We start from the raw sequence: 13,447 nt of genomic DNA on the forward strand, positions 1-13,447 counted from the left end.
TTTTGTTTTAGGATAAACTGTTCTCAATTTAAAACAACTATTTTTCATAAATCCATAGAAAGAATGGTAAATGCCAAACCGATATATCAAAAAGATATAAAACAGATATTAAGTGTATAGCTCAATTTTATTTATTTAATTCCTAAATATTCATGTAGTTTGTTTTGATCTCTTTTAGAGAGAATTATAAATTGAGGATTAAATATTGAGTCCTGATAATATTTAATGTTCTCTTTAATAACATAAGTAACTTCATTTCTGATGTTTGCACCATATTTATTTTCAGAATCATAATGTATTGATGCTTGCCATTTTTTTGATGTAGAATCATTTATTTGTTTCATTCCATAAGCATCATCAAGTTCTTCGTTATAATATTTACTTTTTTTTTCGACTTCAAAAACACTTGTTAATAATGAATCATATTTAATTGTTGATGGACTTATAGAATTTACACTGATATCTTGTTTGCAAAATAAAAGAATCAAATCTTCTTTTGATTTTATATTTTTTTCTATTTGAGTTGTTTTATTGCAACTGATAAATAGCAAAACCACTATACTTAAAATATTTTTTTTCATAGTTTGTTTTTTAATAATTGTTTATCGTGTAATTATTTTTTATTCATTTAATTTGAGCTAACAAAACTAACCAGCCAAAATGACTAACCAAATTCAATGTGTTTCATTACTATTTAAAATAATCTATGCTCATTTAATTATTTTAAATCTAAAAATTCAAATCTTTTTTAGACGATCATTTTCTTCACGCAATGACTTGATCTCATAATGAGCATCTTCCAGCATCTTTACTAATCTTTCAACGGCCGAAAGGCCGTTATTTCCTGTTTTTTGTGATGGATTTTCTTTGTCTTGTATTTTTTCTGATTTTGGTATTGAGTATTTCTTTTTAATTGCCAAATCGTGTTTAATTTCGTGTTTAAAAAGTAATTTCTTGATTTTATTAACCATAAAAAAACGGGATAAAAGTATCTCTTATCCCGTATAAAACCTAATGATTTTGTGTTTTTACTTAAAGTAGCGAGGACGGGAGTTGAACCCGTGACCTCAGGGTTATGAATCCTGCGCTCTAACCAACTGAGCTACCTCGCCATTTTTTCGGTTATTGCATCCTTGAATGCGGGTGCAAATATAAAAATTATATTAGAGCTTACAAGCATAAAATGAAGAAAAAAAAATATTTTTAAAAAGTCCTTTTTTTTGAACAGATATTCTTATATTTCCAAAAAAATTAAAAGCAACACATGGATTCAAAAATACGTTACGAAATCGAGTTTCCTATTAATTCTTCGCCACAACTATTGTATCAATATATATCAACACCGTCAGGTTTGTCTGAATGGTTTGCCGACAATGTAAATTCAAGAGGTGAGTTTTTTACTTTTATCTGGAATGATTCACAGGAAAAAGCACGTTTGGCTTCTAAAAAAACTGGTGAAAAGGTAAAATTTAAATGGGTAGACGAGAGCAGTAAAGACACAGAATATTTCTTTGAACTGCATATTTTGGTAGATGAACTTACTAAGGATGTCTCTTTAATGGTTATTGATTTTGCTGAAAAAGAAGAAGTTGATGAAGCGAAACAACTTTGGGAAAATCAGATTTCCGACTTAAAACATCTAATAGGATCAGTTTAGTAAAAGTCTTATTTATAACTTATATTTGCCCTGAACAAAATTCAGGGTTTTTTTATGATCAATTTTAATGGAAATTTAATAGAACAAAGCAATAATATTTTAACTCAAAATCGTGCTTTTTTGTATGGAGACGGGGTTTTTGAAACATTGAAAATAGTTAATGGTGAAATTTTGTTTCTGGAAGATCATTATTTCAGATTAATGGCTTCAATGCGTGTCGTTAGAATGGAGATTCCGATGAATTTTACAATGGAATATCTCGAAGAACAAATCTTAAACCTGGTTAAGTATAAAGGAATTGAAATATCAGCAAGAGCCCGAATTACTGTTTTTAGAAATGATGGAGGTTTGTATCTGCCAAAAACAAATGAAGTGTCTTATTTAATTCATGCTGTCTCATTAGAGAATACATTATATGCCTTAAATACGGCTCAATATGAAGTTGATTTATACAAAGACTTCTATATTACAAAACAATTATTATCGTCAATTAAAACAACTAATAAATTAATCAATGTTACCGGAAGTATTTTTGCTGACGAAAATGGACTTGCGAATTGTATTTTGTTAAATGATGCTAAAAATGTGGTAGAAGCATTGCAAGGAAATTTATTTATGGTGCAGGGTAAAAAGCTAATTACTCCTCCCGTTTCAGAAGGATGTTTAAATGGCGTAATGCGTAAGCAAATTTTAGCTCTGGCAAAAAAAGTAGAAGGCATAGAAGTTATTGAAGAAATAATTTCGCCTTTTGAGCTTCAAAAAGCTGATGAATTATTCCTGACAAATGTAATCATAGGAATACAGCCGATAACCAAATACCGAAAAAAAGAATTTACAAGTAATCTGGCATATTTATTAGTACAAAAGCTAAATGAATCCATATCTGAAAATTAATTCAGATATGGGTTTTCAGGTGCATTTGACCAAATTAGATAATCACCACCAAGTTCTATAATCTGCTCTTTCCAAAAGTGGGTGGTCGATTTTCCAATAATTTTATTTTTGTAATTATTATTGGTAATGATCCACGAGTTTCCCTGCATTTCACTTTCAAGCTGATTCTCATCCCAACCAGTATATCCCAGGAAAAAACGAATGTTATTTTTGTTGATTGATCCGTCGTTTATAAGGTCTTTGGTTGACTCAAAATCACCTCCCCAGTAAATTCCATTAGATATTTCTACGCTATTCGGAATTAGTTCAGGAATGTTGTGAATGAAATAAAGATTATCCTGTTCTACAGGACCTCCGTTATATATCTTGAAAGAGGCATCAATCTCAGGAATTAAGTCATTAATAGTATATTTTAATGGTTTATTAATGATAAAACCTATTGATCCTTCTTTGTTATGGTCTGCTAATAAAATTACCGATCTATTAAATGATAAATCTCCAATTATAGAAGGCTCGGCAATAAGCAGGTGTCCTTTTTTTAATTTTTCTGAAATCATACGGCTACAATTTTTATTAAATTTAATCATAAAATTTTTAAAAACCCAAATAAAATCGTTAAACCGCACAAAAAAACCCTCCATGAGGGAGGGTTTTGATTATATTATAAGTTTAGAGAACTTTCTTACTTAGTTCACTGCACCTTCTAATTCAGCTCCAGCTTTAAATTTTACTACATTTTTAGCAGCGATTTTGATAGTTTTTCCTGTTTGTGGGTTTCTACCATCTCTGGCAGCTCTAGCAGATACTGACCAAGATCCAAAACCTACCAATGACACTCTTCCACCTTTTTTCAAAGTTGCGCCTACGTTTCCTAAAAATGATTCTAAAGCTAATTTTGCCGCAGCTTTTGTAATTCCTGCATCAGCAGCGATAGCATCGATTAATTCTGATTTGTTCATAATAATTAGTTATTAATTGTTGGTTAAAAAAAAAATTGTTAATACACAAATTTAATAGGAAATCCGTTCCTTGCAAGTGTTTTCTTTAAATTTAGCAAAAATTGTTAATAACTTGCTTTTTTTGTTCATAAAGCAGGCTTTTTCATCACCAAAAACAGGTAAAAACCCCTGTTTTACTGACCTTAATAGACCTTAGTTGAATCAGAAAAAGTGATCCCATTAAGCAATTCTACTACCTGCATTCTCTTTTTACCCGGTAATTGCAAACTCAAAAGTTGCAAAAAGCCATCCTGAATAGCAATTTTAATTTCTTTTTTACTGCTAATCAGGCTGCCAGTGTCATAAGAATGGTTTTCTAAAATCAATTTTGCCTCGTAGATTTTGACATTTAACTCTTCATTTTTATCTTTCAAAAAACACCATGCAGCTGGATATGGACTTAAACCACGAATCAAATTATTGATTTCGGCTCCTGATTTCGTCCAGTCAATCTTACAGTTTTCCTTGTTTAATTTATAAGCTGTTTTAATTTCAGCATCATCTTCCTGAATAGTAGTAGTTACATTTCCGTTTTCAATCACTTTCAAAGTATCAATAACAGTTTTGCTTCCTAAATTCATTAATCGGTCGTGCAATTGTCCTGCATTTTCTGTTGGCTCAATAGCAATTTCCGAATTTAATATCATCGCTCCGGTATCAATTTTATCGTCAATAAAAAAAGTAGTTACTCCGGTTTTTGTTTCTCCATTAATAATGGCCCAGTTAATGGGTGCGGCACCACGATAATTTGGTAACAACGAAGCATGAAGATTAAATGTGCCCAAACTAGGCATTTCCCAAACTGCTTTTGGCAGCATTCTAAAAGCTACAACAATCTGTAAATTGGCATTCAAAGCTTTTAATTCGGCTAAGAAATCTTCATCTTTTAAATTGGTTGGTTGTAATAATGTAAGGTTGTTCGCCAGTACATATTCTTTTACTGCGGAATATTTTATTTTTTGTCCGCGTCCAGCCGGTTTATCTGCAGCCGTAATCACGCCAACAACATCGTAATCGTTTTTAATAATGGTATCCAAAATGCCAACGGCAAACTCCGGAGTTCCCATAAAAATAATTCTCAATTTTTCCATTATGATTTTAAAGTATATTTATTGTTCGCTAATATAACGATATGATTGTTTTCTAATAATTCCTGAAGAGCCAAAATAATATCGTTGGCATCTAGTTTTATTTGGGTCTGGATTTCTCTTGAAGTTAAAGCGGTTGTTTTTAGTAAAGACAGGATTTTATCTGCAATAGAATCTGCTTCGGTAATTTTGCCTTTCTGAGTAATGCAATAGGAACAAACTCCACAATTCTCAGTTGTTTCTTCTCCAAAATAATCCAATATCAATCGGTTCTTGCAGGTTTTTTTGTTCTTTATATAATGTAAAACCGATAAAAGCTGATCTTTTTTGAGTTGATTCTGTTTTTCCAGATATTTCGAAACCCTATTTATGGTGCGATCATCTTCGCGAACTTCATTAAATAATATAGTAGCATCATTATTTTTTGATTTGTACTCAATGATGTCTTTTTCTTTCAGTTTTTCCAAAACAGCAGCAACTTGTTCTTCGGTATGATTTGATTTTTTGGCAATCAGTGAAATATTAAATGGCGTTTTCATTTCATAAATTCCGGGATACGTTCTCAAAATCGCCAAAATAATTTCTTCATCATTCGAATTTAAACTCATATACCGAATCACTTCTTTCGATTCAATTAAAAACTGCATCGTAATCTTTTCTGAAAATTCCTGCGACAGGGTAATAATTCCCTGCTGATTCAAAAATTGCAAAGCATTATAGGTTTTAAGGGTAGGGAAGTCATACTTCTGGCAAAAATGATTCAGTTTAAATGAAAATGAATCATCTAAACCTTCGCCATACGCAATCTGAAAATAATTGCAAAGCTTGACGTACATCAGATTCAAAAACTTTTTATCCGGCAAAATGCTCAAAAATTGCTGTTCTGATTGATTACTGTCAGATGAATTTGTTAAAACAACCGAAAAAGCTTTTTCACCATTTCGTCCCGCTCTTCCTGATTCCTGATAATAATTTTCGATGTTTTCAGGAAGTTGTGTATGAATTACCGTTTTTACATTGTCTTTGTCAATACCCATCCCAAACGCATTTGTGGCCACAATAACCTGAGCTTGTTCAGACATCCACAATTGCATGTTTTTGTCTTTTTCTTTAGCTGAAAGGCCCCCGTGGTAATAAGTCGCTTTAAAACCTAATGATTGTAATTGCATCGACATATTCAGGCACGATTTTCTGTTTCGTACATATATAATGGAAGGCTGAGGATTTTTCTTTAAAATTTGCTCAACACGGTATAATTTATCTTCGACTTCAAAAACCATGTACGCAATATTTTTTCTTTCGAAAGATTGCTGAAAAAGTTTTGGGTCTTTTAAGCCTAATTCGGTTTTAATATCTTCAATAACCCTTGGAGTTGCCGTAGCCGTCAAAGCCAAAAAAGGAATTTTAGGAAAATACTTCTTAAGTTCCGAAATCTTCAAATAAGCCGGACGAAAATCATGTCCCCATTGCGAAACACAGTGCGCTTCATCAATAGCAATTAAATTAATAGGAAGATTTTTGATTCGCTCCAATATCCAGTCCGATTGTAATCGTTCCGGGGAAAGATATAAAAATTTATAATTTCCGTATTGACAATTATCCAGAAGATCTATAATTTCTTCCGTATGAATTCCACCCGTCAGAGCGATGGCTTTAATATTTCGTTTTTGCAAATTCGCCACCTGATCTTTCATCAAGGCAATCAAAGGAGAGATGACCAAACAAATTCCGTCCTGCATCATCGCCGGAACCTGAAAACAAACCGATTTTCCGCCACCTGTAGGAAGCAGGGCAAAAGTATCCTGACCCTCTAAAACCGAGTCAATAATTTCTTCTTGCAACGGTCTAAAACTGTCGTGTTTCCAGTATTTTAAAAGAATTTCCTGCGCTTTTGGCATTGGTCTTGTTTTAAAGTTAAAAAATTTAGAAATCAGTTTCTAGTTTTGCAACTTTAAAACAGGCCTAAATTTTATCTAAGATATAAAGAATTCTGTTCTCAACAGTATCTTTAGGTACTTCAATTAAGTCGTAGCCGTATTTCTTGTATGTTTCAATAAGATGTTTCTGAATCGTTTCTGCCTGTTCAAAATTTTCATAGCGCTCTGTATCGCTTTCGTAAATTTCTTCCCAGGGCGGTAAAATAAAAGTTTTAGAATATTTAAAATCCTCGCAGGCTTTTGTAAAATGCGCCGGATAATCATCGCCAATATAATCCATATAAGCCACAACATCAGGAATTCCGCGATCTATAAAAACCACGTCGTCAGGTTCTTCAAGAGCGTTTTCGTATTGTTTAATACGTCCTTGCAATAACATTTCGCTAAATAATAACGGCTGTTCCAAAAACAACTGGTCGATACCGCGTTGCTGGGCTTCGAGTGTCACTTGTCTTGAAATTTCAGGATAACAGCAGTAGCCACGGGCTACCAATTCGTTTAAAAGAGTAGATTTTCCCGTTCCCGGTCCACCAATGATAACTATGATTTCTTTTTGCACTTTCGTAAAATAAAGCGCAAATTTACCTAAACTTATTGGTATTTGAAAAGAATATTTGTCAGAAGCGAATGATTTCGCATTTTTAGCGGTTATGGGTTCCTGCTGTTCGCTGCAATCTTTTGCTTTCTAAAAGAAAAAAGCAAAAGGATTTCCGCTTCCATCAGGGCTAAAGAGGAAACATGGTTTTGTTTTTGGAAATAAATCTTATGAAAACGTTTAAAAAACCTGTAGGTTGGTGTCAGGAATGTGAATTGCGAGGTTACATGTTTTATATGGTTCGTCCTATGGAACTTAACTTTACATGCAATTAATTTCAACGGATAAGTTCCGCAGCTGTAAAATAAATCGTTTCTCCTGAACTGCAGCGTAAAAGAGCCTTAGGCTCGGTGGATATTGTAGGGATGAATTTTAATTCGCCATATAAAAGAATGTCCACACCATATAGAGCCGTTGGCTGATCCAGATCCAGTTTGATAGTATCATTCTGAAAATAAGTCATCGTCTTGACTTTCTGTGCCTGAACGGAATTGAATATAAGTACAATAAAAAGAATACGAATGTAATTTTTCATAGCAGAGTGTTTTTGAACCTCGCAAAGCGCAGAATCACAAAGTTTTTTAAGTTATGTTTTCCTGACTTTGCGACTCTGCGCTTTCGCGAGGTGTGCTGTGAATGAATAACGACTACGAGTGTTATTCAATGCTGTATAAAAGATGGTAGTAGGTCTACCGCAATCGTTGTGCAAGCGAGGGTTGCAAACCGCCTCTCGGTGCTGGAATAGTAATAGACAGGTATTGAACGGAAAGAGGAAAAGGCTAACTAGATTAGTCAGGTACGAATAAGAGAGATGAACGCAAGTGAACCTTTGAAGAAGTTGTGTGATAGCGGAACATTTTGTCAAAAGTCTATTTTCTCGCAGGTAGATGATTATTATAGCAGTTACTTGCTTACTGGCTATAAGGCAAACGCAATAGAGAAGGCATGACTCTTATTCAGGCTTTTATATGGAACTCAGGAAGTCCTTGCTAGACGGCAAGAGAACGGCACAAGTGAGCAATACTCATGAGGCTTATAGTATCAATGCTAGTAAGGATGGCGGATGGTGTTGTAGTAGTGATGAAGCTTTTGTAATGAAAGTAGAGCGAAGAACATCAGTTATGCAGTTTTAAAGATTTTAACAACTTATCAATGTAAGGATGACTAATTTGTTTGAAACAAAATCAAAACCGATTCCGATAACCAAAATGATGGTCAAGGAAGCGTATCGGAAAGTAAATTCTAACAAAGGAAGTGCAGGAGTAGATGAAGAAAGCTTGGATAAATTTCAAGAAAATTTATTAAGTAACTTGTACAAAATTTGGAATAGAATGAGCTCAGGTAGTTACTTCCCGCAACCAGTCAAGGAGGTTGTCATTCCCAAAGCAGACGGAGGCGAACGCAAGTTAGGCATTCCTGCCATTAGCGACCGAATAGCCCAAGAAGTTGTTAAAACGTATCTTGAACCAAGATTTGAAGCTATTTTTAGTAAAAACTCCTATGGGTATCGACCCAATAAGAGTGCTCACGAAGCTTTAGAGAAGGTAAAGAAAAACGTAAGACGGTATGCTTGGGTTGTTGATATGGACATCAAAGCATTTTTTGACGAGGTAAATCACGAATTATTGCTCAAAGCAGTAGATAAACACGTTTCAGAAAAGTGGGCAAAAATGTACATTGCAAGATGGTTGGAATGTCCAGTTCAAACTTCAAATGGAGAACTAATCCACAGGAATGGAGCAGGAACACCACAAGGAGGTGTAATAAGTCCGTTACTAGCCAATCTGTTTTTGCATTATGTTTTAGACAAATGGCTTGAAAAAGAATATCCACAGCTGTCGTTTGTACGATATGCCGACGATGTAATTGTTCATTGCTACAGTGAAGAACAGAGTATAGAAGTACTCAATGCAATAAAAGACAGGCTAGAAAAATGCAAATTAAGGTTAAGCGAACAAAAGACCAAGATAGTTTATTGTCAAGATTACAGAAGACCAAAACGCAAGGATTGTCTAAAGAAATTTGATTTTTTAGGATTCACTTTTAAGCCATGTTCCAAAGCCTCCAAAACAGGCAGGGGCATGTTTTTAGGATTTGACTGTTCTATAAGTCAGAAATCACAATCGAGAATAGTTGCGTTGTGGGGAAATCTTAATTTTCATAGACAAAGTAACATCGTGATACAAACAATAGCCAACCAACTAAACCCACAGATACAGGGGATAGTTAGATATTACGGTCATTTTAAGATTTGGACGTTACGGAAATTATTTAGGCATTTGGAAAACCGTTTAGTAAAATGGGCAAGGAAGAAGTACAAGTCGATGAAAAGGAGTTATAGTAAAGCATACAGTTGGCTGAGAGAAATCAAACTCAGCTATCCCACGATGTTTTATCATTGGAACTTTTTCACAACGATGTGATTGCATAACAAGAGCCGTATGAATCGAGAGGTTCACGTACGGTTCTGTGAGAGGCTTAGGCTGGGATGCTTTTGCCTACTTGACCAAATTTCTCAGCAATGTTTCTCAAATATAAGAGGAAATTTCATAAAGAAATAAGGTTGTAGCGCTTTTTTCTTTGCACCTTTGAACCTCTGTAACTTTACACCTTTTTCAAAAGAAAAAAATCAAAATTCTGAAATCAAAACCGTATATTTGCGTTTATTTTTAATTACGAATGGAGAACGATAAAGAAAAAAATACCGCCGAATTTTACGAAAGATTAAAGGTTGAGTTAGATAATTCAAATACCTGGCCAGCAGAATATTTGTATAAATTTATAATGCCTTCAGTGGGCGATAATGTTGAGCGAGTTGAAAAAGCTTTTGATAGTATGGGTGCGGTTATTAAAACAACAAAATCTAAAACAGGCAAATTTACCAGTGTTTCTGTAGATGTAACAATGAATAGTGCTGACGATATAATCAGTAAATACAAAGAAGTTTCTACAATAGAAGGTATAGTTTCATTATAAATTATGGTCGAAAAATATAAAAAAGAAGTCGCGAATGACGTTGTTTTCAATTTAGAATATAATTCTGAAAGACAGCGTTTACTTATTCCGGAATATGGTCGTCATTTACAAAAACTGATTGATCAGGCTACTATTATTGAAGATGCTGAAACGCGCAATAAAGCTGCGAAATACATCATTCAGGTAATGGGAAGCCTGAATCCTCATTTGCGTGATGTGCCCGATTTTCAGCATAAATTATGGGATCAGCTTTTTATTATGTCTGATTTTAGATTAGATGTAGAATCGCCATATCCAATTCCGTCAAGAGATGTGTTGCAGCTAAAACCAGATGTTTTACAGTATCCACAAAACTTCCCGAAATACAGATTTTATGGTAACAATATCAAATATATGATTGATGTTGCCAATAAATGGGAGGATGGAGAAATGAAAAATGCATTGGTATTGGTCATTGCCAACCACATGAAAAAATCCTATTTAAGCTGGAACAAAGACACAGTAAAAGACGATGTGATTTTTGAACATTTATTTGAATTGTCAGGAGGAAAAATCAACTTGTTACAAAGCACTGAAGAGCTTTTAAATACAACCGATTTATTGCGTACCAACAAGCGCATGTCGAATAAAATCACACCACCCGGACAACCAAAAATCCAAGGTAATAAAAACAATAAAGGTCCGGGGAAACCAAAACCTTTTCAGAAAAACAATAATCAGAAATAACAAAGTGGTTAAGTACTAAGTGACTAAGTTGCTAAGCTTTTTATAAAGAGAAAAACTTAGTAACCTCAGTAACTCGGAACCTTTTAAAAAAAACAATCAGAAATAAAAGTTGCTAAGTATCTAAGTGACTAAGCCTTTTTAGAAAAAACTTAGAACCTCAGTGACTCAGAACCTAAAAGAGAAATATGGGAATTTTTAAAATCGAAGGAGGAATTCCTTTAAAAGGAGAAATCACTCCGCAAGGAGCAAAAAATGAGGCATTACAAATTTTATGTGCCGTGCTTTTGACGGGGGATAAAGTAACAATTAATAATATTCCCGATATTATTGACATCAATAAATTAATCACTTTGTTGGGTAATTTAGGGGTAAAAATTCAACGAAATGAACCGGGTTCGATTACGTTTCAGGCTGATGAGGTTAATGTTGGATATTTAGAAACGGAAGCCTTCAAAAAAGAAGGTGGTGCGCTTCGTGGTTCTATTATGATTGTTGGACCGCTTTTGGCCCGTTTTGGAAAAGGTTATATTCCAAAACCAGGAGGAGATAAAATTGGACGTCGAAGATTAGACACGCACTTTGAAGGTTTTATTAATCTTGGAGCCAAATTCAGATACAACAGAGAAGATCACTTTTATGGTGTAGAATCCCCGGCAGAAGGACTGAAAGGAACAGATATGTTACTTGATGAAGCATCTGTTACCGGAACAGCAAACATCGTAATGGCAGCTGTTTTGGCAAAAGGAAAAACAACCGTTTACAATGCAGCCTGTGAACCTTATTTGCAACAGTTGTGTAAAATGTTAAACTCTATGGGAGCTAAAATCACCGGAGTTGGGTCTAACTTATTGACTATTGAAGGTGTTGAAGAACTTACAGGCTGTGACCACAGAATTCTTCCGGACATGATCGAAATCGGTTCCTGGATTGGCCTTGCGGCTATGACAAAAAGCGAAATTACGATCAAAAATGTAAGCTGGGAGAATTTAGGGTTGATACCGAATACTTTTAGAAAACTTGGAATTACAATCGAAAAACGTGGTGATGATATTTACATTCCTGCTCATACAGATGGATACGAAGTAAAAACAGATATCGATGGTTCTATTTTAACCATAGCTGATGCGCCTTGGCCAGGATTTACGCCTGACTTGCTAAGCATTGTTTTGGTTGTGGCAACACAGGCAAAAGGCGATGTGTTAATTCACCAGAAAATGTTCGAAAGTCGTTTGTTCTTTGTTGATAAATTAATTGATATGGGAGCAAAAATTATGTTATGCGATCCGCACAGAGCAGTAGTTATGGGACATAATTTTGAATCTCAATTAAAAGCAACTACAATGTCATCTCCGGATATTCGTGCGGGAATCTCATTATTAATTGCGGCCCTTTCTGCAAAAGGAACAAGCACAATTCAAAATATAGAACAAATTGATCGTGGATACGAACGTATTGATGAACGTTTGAGAGCTATTGGTGCTAAAATCGTGAGAGAATAAAGGATAAAAGATAGCCGCGATTTACAAAAAATTACACGAAAAGATTTAGTTCAATTTGCAGAATTCCTAAATTATGTCCGTACAATTCATATTTATTGATAGAGAGAGTTTGTGATAATTTGTGAAATTTAGGCAAAAAAACTCATCGTTCGTGCTAAAAAAGCGTAAATGACAAATGAACAAAAAGCTATAAAAGCTACTTATTTTAGTATAGCTGGAAACACCTGCTTAGCCGTTACAAAAGGCTTGGCAGGTTTTTTTGGCAATTCTTACGCCTTGATTGCTGATGCGATCGAATCGACTACGGATATATTTTCGTCTTGTCTGGTGTTGTTCGGAATCAAATATTCTAATAAACCAGCTGATGAAAATCATCCTTACGGGCATGGTCGTGCAGAACCTTTAATCACCTTTTTGGTAGTTGGATTTTTAATTACTTCGGCAACGATTATTGGGTACGAAAGTATTTCTAACATCCAAACCTCACATGATTTGCCAAAACCATGGACGCTTTATGTTTTAGGTGCTATAATTATCTGGAAAGAGTATTCTTTTAGGTTGGTGATGAAACGAAGCAAACAAACTAAAAGTTCTTCATTAGCGGCCGATGCCTGGCACCATCGTAGTGATGCAATAACTTCTGTTGCTGCCTTTGTCGGAATTTCGATTGCACTGTTTATGGGTAAAGGGTATGAATCTGCAGATGACTGGGCGGCACTTTTTGCTGCTTTTTTTATCTTGTACAACAGCTATAAAATTTTCAGGCCTGCCCTAGGAGAAATTATGGATGAAAATCTAAATGATGATTTGGTAGAAGAAATCCGGATTAAATCTTTAATGGTTGAAGGTATTCTAGGAACCGAAAAATGTTTTATCAGAAAAGCAGGTATGAAATATCACGTAGATCTTCATGCAATAGTCTCGGCTAAAATTTCCGTAAAAGAGGGGCATGATCTGTCTCATAAATTACAAGATACCCTAAAAGAAAAAATCCCTCAATTAGGAAATGTTTTAATTCACATTGAACCGGATGATTATCACTGATTTGAGGTTCAAGTTGCAAAGTCGATCTGATGT

General features: G+C 34.4%; 16 protein-coding genes, 1 tRNA gene and 1 pseudogene. 9 read left to right on the top strand and 9 right to left on the bottom strand.

Annotated features, from left to right (window positions below):
• Window positions 1-120 (top strand): annotated as a pseudogene (locus J2W48_RS16075) (IS1595 family transposase); the annotation flags it as partial.
• A gap of 11 nt (window positions 121-131) precedes the next feature.
• Here the strand turns inward: J2W48_RS16075 and J2W48_RS16080 are convergent.
• The 3 genes from J2W48_RS16080 to J2W48_RS16090 form a co-directional block, all read right to left on the bottom strand.
• Window positions 132-581: a hypothetical protein gene (locus J2W48_RS16080; protein ID WP_310282677.1), complete on the bottom strand. Its 450-nt coding sequence runs from the start codon at window positions 579-581 to the stop codon at window positions 132-134.
• Window positions 582-737: 156 nt separating this feature from the next.
• The gene (locus J2W48_RS16085; protein WP_310282678.1) at window positions 738-971 is read right to left on the bottom strand and encodes a hypothetical protein; all 234 of its coding nucleotides are present in this window, start codon (window positions 969-971) and stop codon (window positions 738-740) included.
• A 67-nt stretch (window positions 972-1,038) separates the two neighbouring features.
• Window positions 1,039-1,112: transfer RNA gene (locus tag J2W48_RS16090), tRNA-Met, on the bottom strand.
• Window positions 1,113-1,264: 152 nt separating this feature from the next.
• Between J2W48_RS16090 and J2W48_RS16095 the strand changes: the two genes are divergently transcribed.
• Both J2W48_RS16095 and J2W48_RS16100 read left to right on the top strand, forming a co-directional pair.
• Window positions 1,265-1,657 carry an START-like domain-containing protein gene (locus J2W48_RS16095; RefSeq protein ID WP_310282679.1) on the top strand — a complete coding sequence of 131 codons (393 nt, stop codon included), beginning with the start codon at window positions 1,265-1,267 and terminating at the stop codon, window positions 1,655-1,657.
• A 54-nt stretch (window positions 1,658-1,711) separates the two neighbouring features.
• Window positions 1,712-2,551 (top strand): aminotransferase class IV, encoded by an 840-nt coding sequence (locus J2W48_RS16100; RefSeq protein ID WP_310282681.1) that lies wholly within the window; start codon window positions 1,712-1,714, stop codon window positions 2,549-2,551.
• Here J2W48_RS16100 and J2W48_RS16105 read toward each other — a convergent pair.
• The 6 genes from J2W48_RS16105 to J2W48_RS16130 form a co-directional block, all read right to left on the bottom strand.
• Window positions 2,548-3,108, bottom strand: coding sequence for a YqgE/AlgH family protein (locus J2W48_RS16105; protein ID WP_310282682.1), 561 nt, complete (start codon window positions 3,106-3,108; stop codon window positions 2,548-2,550). The two genes, J2W48_RS16100 and J2W48_RS16105, sit on opposite strands and share 4 nt — an antisense overlap.
• A 129-nt stretch (window positions 3,109-3,237) precedes the next feature.
• Complete coding sequence (locus tag J2W48_RS16110) at window positions 3,238-3,510, bottom strand: HU family DNA-binding protein (RefSeq protein WP_310282683.1); 273 nt, start codon at window positions 3,508-3,510, stop codon at window positions 3,238-3,240.
• A 182-nt stretch (window positions 3,511-3,692) separates the two neighbouring features.
• Window positions 3,693-4,640 carry a methionyl-tRNA formyltransferase gene (fmt, locus tag J2W48_RS16115; protein WP_310282685.1) on the bottom strand — a complete coding sequence of 316 codons (948 nt, stop codon included), beginning with the start codon at window positions 4,638-4,640 and terminating at the stop codon, window positions 3,693-3,695.
• Window positions 4,640-6,535 carry a RecQ family ATP-dependent DNA helicase gene (locus J2W48_RS16120; RefSeq protein ID WP_310282686.1) on the bottom strand — a complete coding sequence of 632 codons (1,896 nt, stop codon included), beginning with the start codon at window positions 6,533-6,535 and terminating at the stop codon, window positions 4,640-4,642. The genes fmt and J2W48_RS16120 overlap by 1 nt, the downstream gene beginning before the upstream one ends.
• Window positions 6,536-6,599: 64 nt before the next feature.
• Window positions 6,600-7,133, bottom strand: coding sequence for an AAA family ATPase (locus tag J2W48_RS16125; RefSeq protein WP_310282687.1), 534 nt, complete (start codon window positions 7,131-7,133; stop codon window positions 6,600-6,602).
• Between the two features lie 313 nt (window positions 7,134-7,446).
• On the bottom strand, window positions 7,447-7,704 hold the full coding sequence (locus tag J2W48_RS16130) for a hypothetical protein (RefSeq protein WP_310282689.1): 258 nt from the start codon (window positions 7,702-7,704) through the stop codon (window positions 7,447-7,449).
• 433 nt (window positions 7,705-8,137) lie between these two features.
• Between J2W48_RS16130 and J2W48_RS16135 the strand changes: the two genes are divergently transcribed.
• From J2W48_RS16135 to J2W48_RS16160, 6 genes are all read left to right on the top strand, one after another.
• Complete coding sequence (locus tag J2W48_RS16135; RefSeq protein ID WP_310282690.1) at window positions 8,138-8,302, top strand: hypothetical protein; 165 nt, start codon at window positions 8,138-8,140, stop codon at window positions 8,300-8,302.
• 27 nt (window positions 8,303-8,329) lie between these two features.
• Complete coding sequence (ltrA, locus tag J2W48_RS16140; protein ID WP_310282691.1) at window positions 8,330-9,592, top strand: group II intron reverse transcriptase/maturase; 1,263 nt, start codon at window positions 8,330-8,332, stop codon at window positions 9,590-9,592.
• Between the two features lie 256 nt (window positions 9,593-9,848).
• The gene (locus tag J2W48_RS16145; RefSeq protein ID WP_310282693.1) at window positions 9,849-10,145 is read left to right on the top strand and encodes a DUF493 family protein; all 297 of its coding nucleotides are present in this window, start codon (window positions 9,849-9,851) and stop codon (window positions 10,143-10,145) included.
• 3 nt (window positions 10,146-10,148) lie between these two features.
• Window positions 10,149-10,871 carry a DUF4290 domain-containing protein gene (locus tag J2W48_RS16150; protein WP_310282694.1) on the top strand — a complete coding sequence of 241 codons (723 nt, stop codon included), beginning with the start codon at window positions 10,149-10,151 and terminating at the stop codon, window positions 10,869-10,871.
• Window positions 10,872-11,056: 185 nt separating this feature from the next.
• Entirely contained in the window at window positions 11,057-12,370 is a 1,314-nt protein-coding gene (gene murA / locus J2W48_RS16155; protein WP_310282695.1) for a UDP-N-acetylglucosamine 1-carboxyvinyltransferase, read from the top strand.
• Between the two features lie 168 nt (window positions 12,371-12,538).
• Window positions 12,539-13,414 carry a cation diffusion facilitator family transporter gene (locus J2W48_RS16160; RefSeq protein WP_310282696.1) on the top strand — a complete coding sequence of 292 codons (876 nt, stop codon included), beginning with the start codon at window positions 12,539-12,541 and terminating at the stop codon, window positions 13,412-13,414.
• Window positions 13,415-13,447: the final 33 nt, after the last annotated feature.

The sequence above is a fragment of the Flavobacterium piscis genome (genome assembly GCF_031457575.1).
GTDB classification, from domain to species: Bacteria; Bacteroidota; Bacteroidia; order Flavobacteriales; family Flavobacteriaceae; genus Flavobacterium; species Flavobacterium piscis_A.

Bases quoted from the DNA above. Each gene is read 5' to 3' on its own strand.
- J2W48_RS16080 (WP_310282677.1), bottom strand. From the start codon at position 581: ATGAAAAAAAATATTTTAAGTATAGTGGTTTTGCTATTTATCAGTTGC.
- J2W48_RS16085 (WP_310282678.1), bottom strand. From the start codon at position 971: ATGGTTAATAAAATCAAGAAATTACTTTTTAAACACGAAATTAAACAC.
- J2W48_RS16095 (WP_310282679.1), top strand. From the start codon at position 1,265: ATGGATTCAAAAATACGTTACGAAATCGAGTTTCCTATTAATTCTTCG.
- J2W48_RS16100 (WP_310282681.1), top strand. From the start codon at position 1,712: ATGATCAATTTTAATGGAAATTTAATAGAACAAAGCAATAATATTTTA.
- J2W48_RS16105 (WP_310282682.1), bottom strand. From the start codon at position 3,108: ATGATTTCAGAAAAATTAAAAAAAGGACACCTGCTTATTGCCGAGCCT.
- J2W48_RS16110 (WP_310282683.1), bottom strand. From the start codon at position 3,510: ATGAACAAATCAGAATTAATCGATGCTATCGCTGCTGATGCAGGAATT.
- fmt (WP_310282685.1), bottom strand. From the start codon at position 4,640: ATGGAAAAATTGAGAATTATTTTTATGGGAACTCCGGAGTTTGCCGTT.
- J2W48_RS16120 (WP_310282686.1), bottom strand. From the start codon at position 6,535: ATGCCAAAAGCGCAGGAAATTCTTTTAAAATACTGGAAACACGACAGT.
- J2W48_RS16130 (WP_310282689.1), bottom strand. From the start codon at position 7,704: ATGAAAAATTACATTCGTATTCTTTTTATTGTACTTATATTCAATTCC.
- J2W48_RS16135 (WP_310282690.1), top strand. From the start codon at position 8,138: ATGGAACTCAGGAAGTCCTTGCTAGACGGCAAGAGAACGGCACAAGTG.
- ltrA (WP_310282691.1), top strand. From the start codon at position 8,330: ATGACTAATTTGTTTGAAACAAAATCAAAACCGATTCCGATAACCAAA.
- J2W48_RS16145 (WP_310282693.1), top strand. From the start codon at position 9,849: ATGGAGAACGATAAAGAAAAAAATACCGCCGAATTTTACGAAAGATTA.
- J2W48_RS16150 (WP_310282694.1), top strand. From the start codon at position 10,149: ATGGTCGAAAAATATAAAAAAGAAGTCGCGAATGACGTTGTTTTCAAT.
- murA (WP_310282695.1), top strand. From the start codon at position 11,057: ATGGGAATTTTTAAAATCGAAGGAGGAATTCCTTTAAAAGGAGAAATC.
- J2W48_RS16160 (WP_310282696.1), top strand. From the start codon at position 12,539: ATGACAAATGAACAAAAAGCTATAAAAGCTACTTATTTTAGTATAGCT.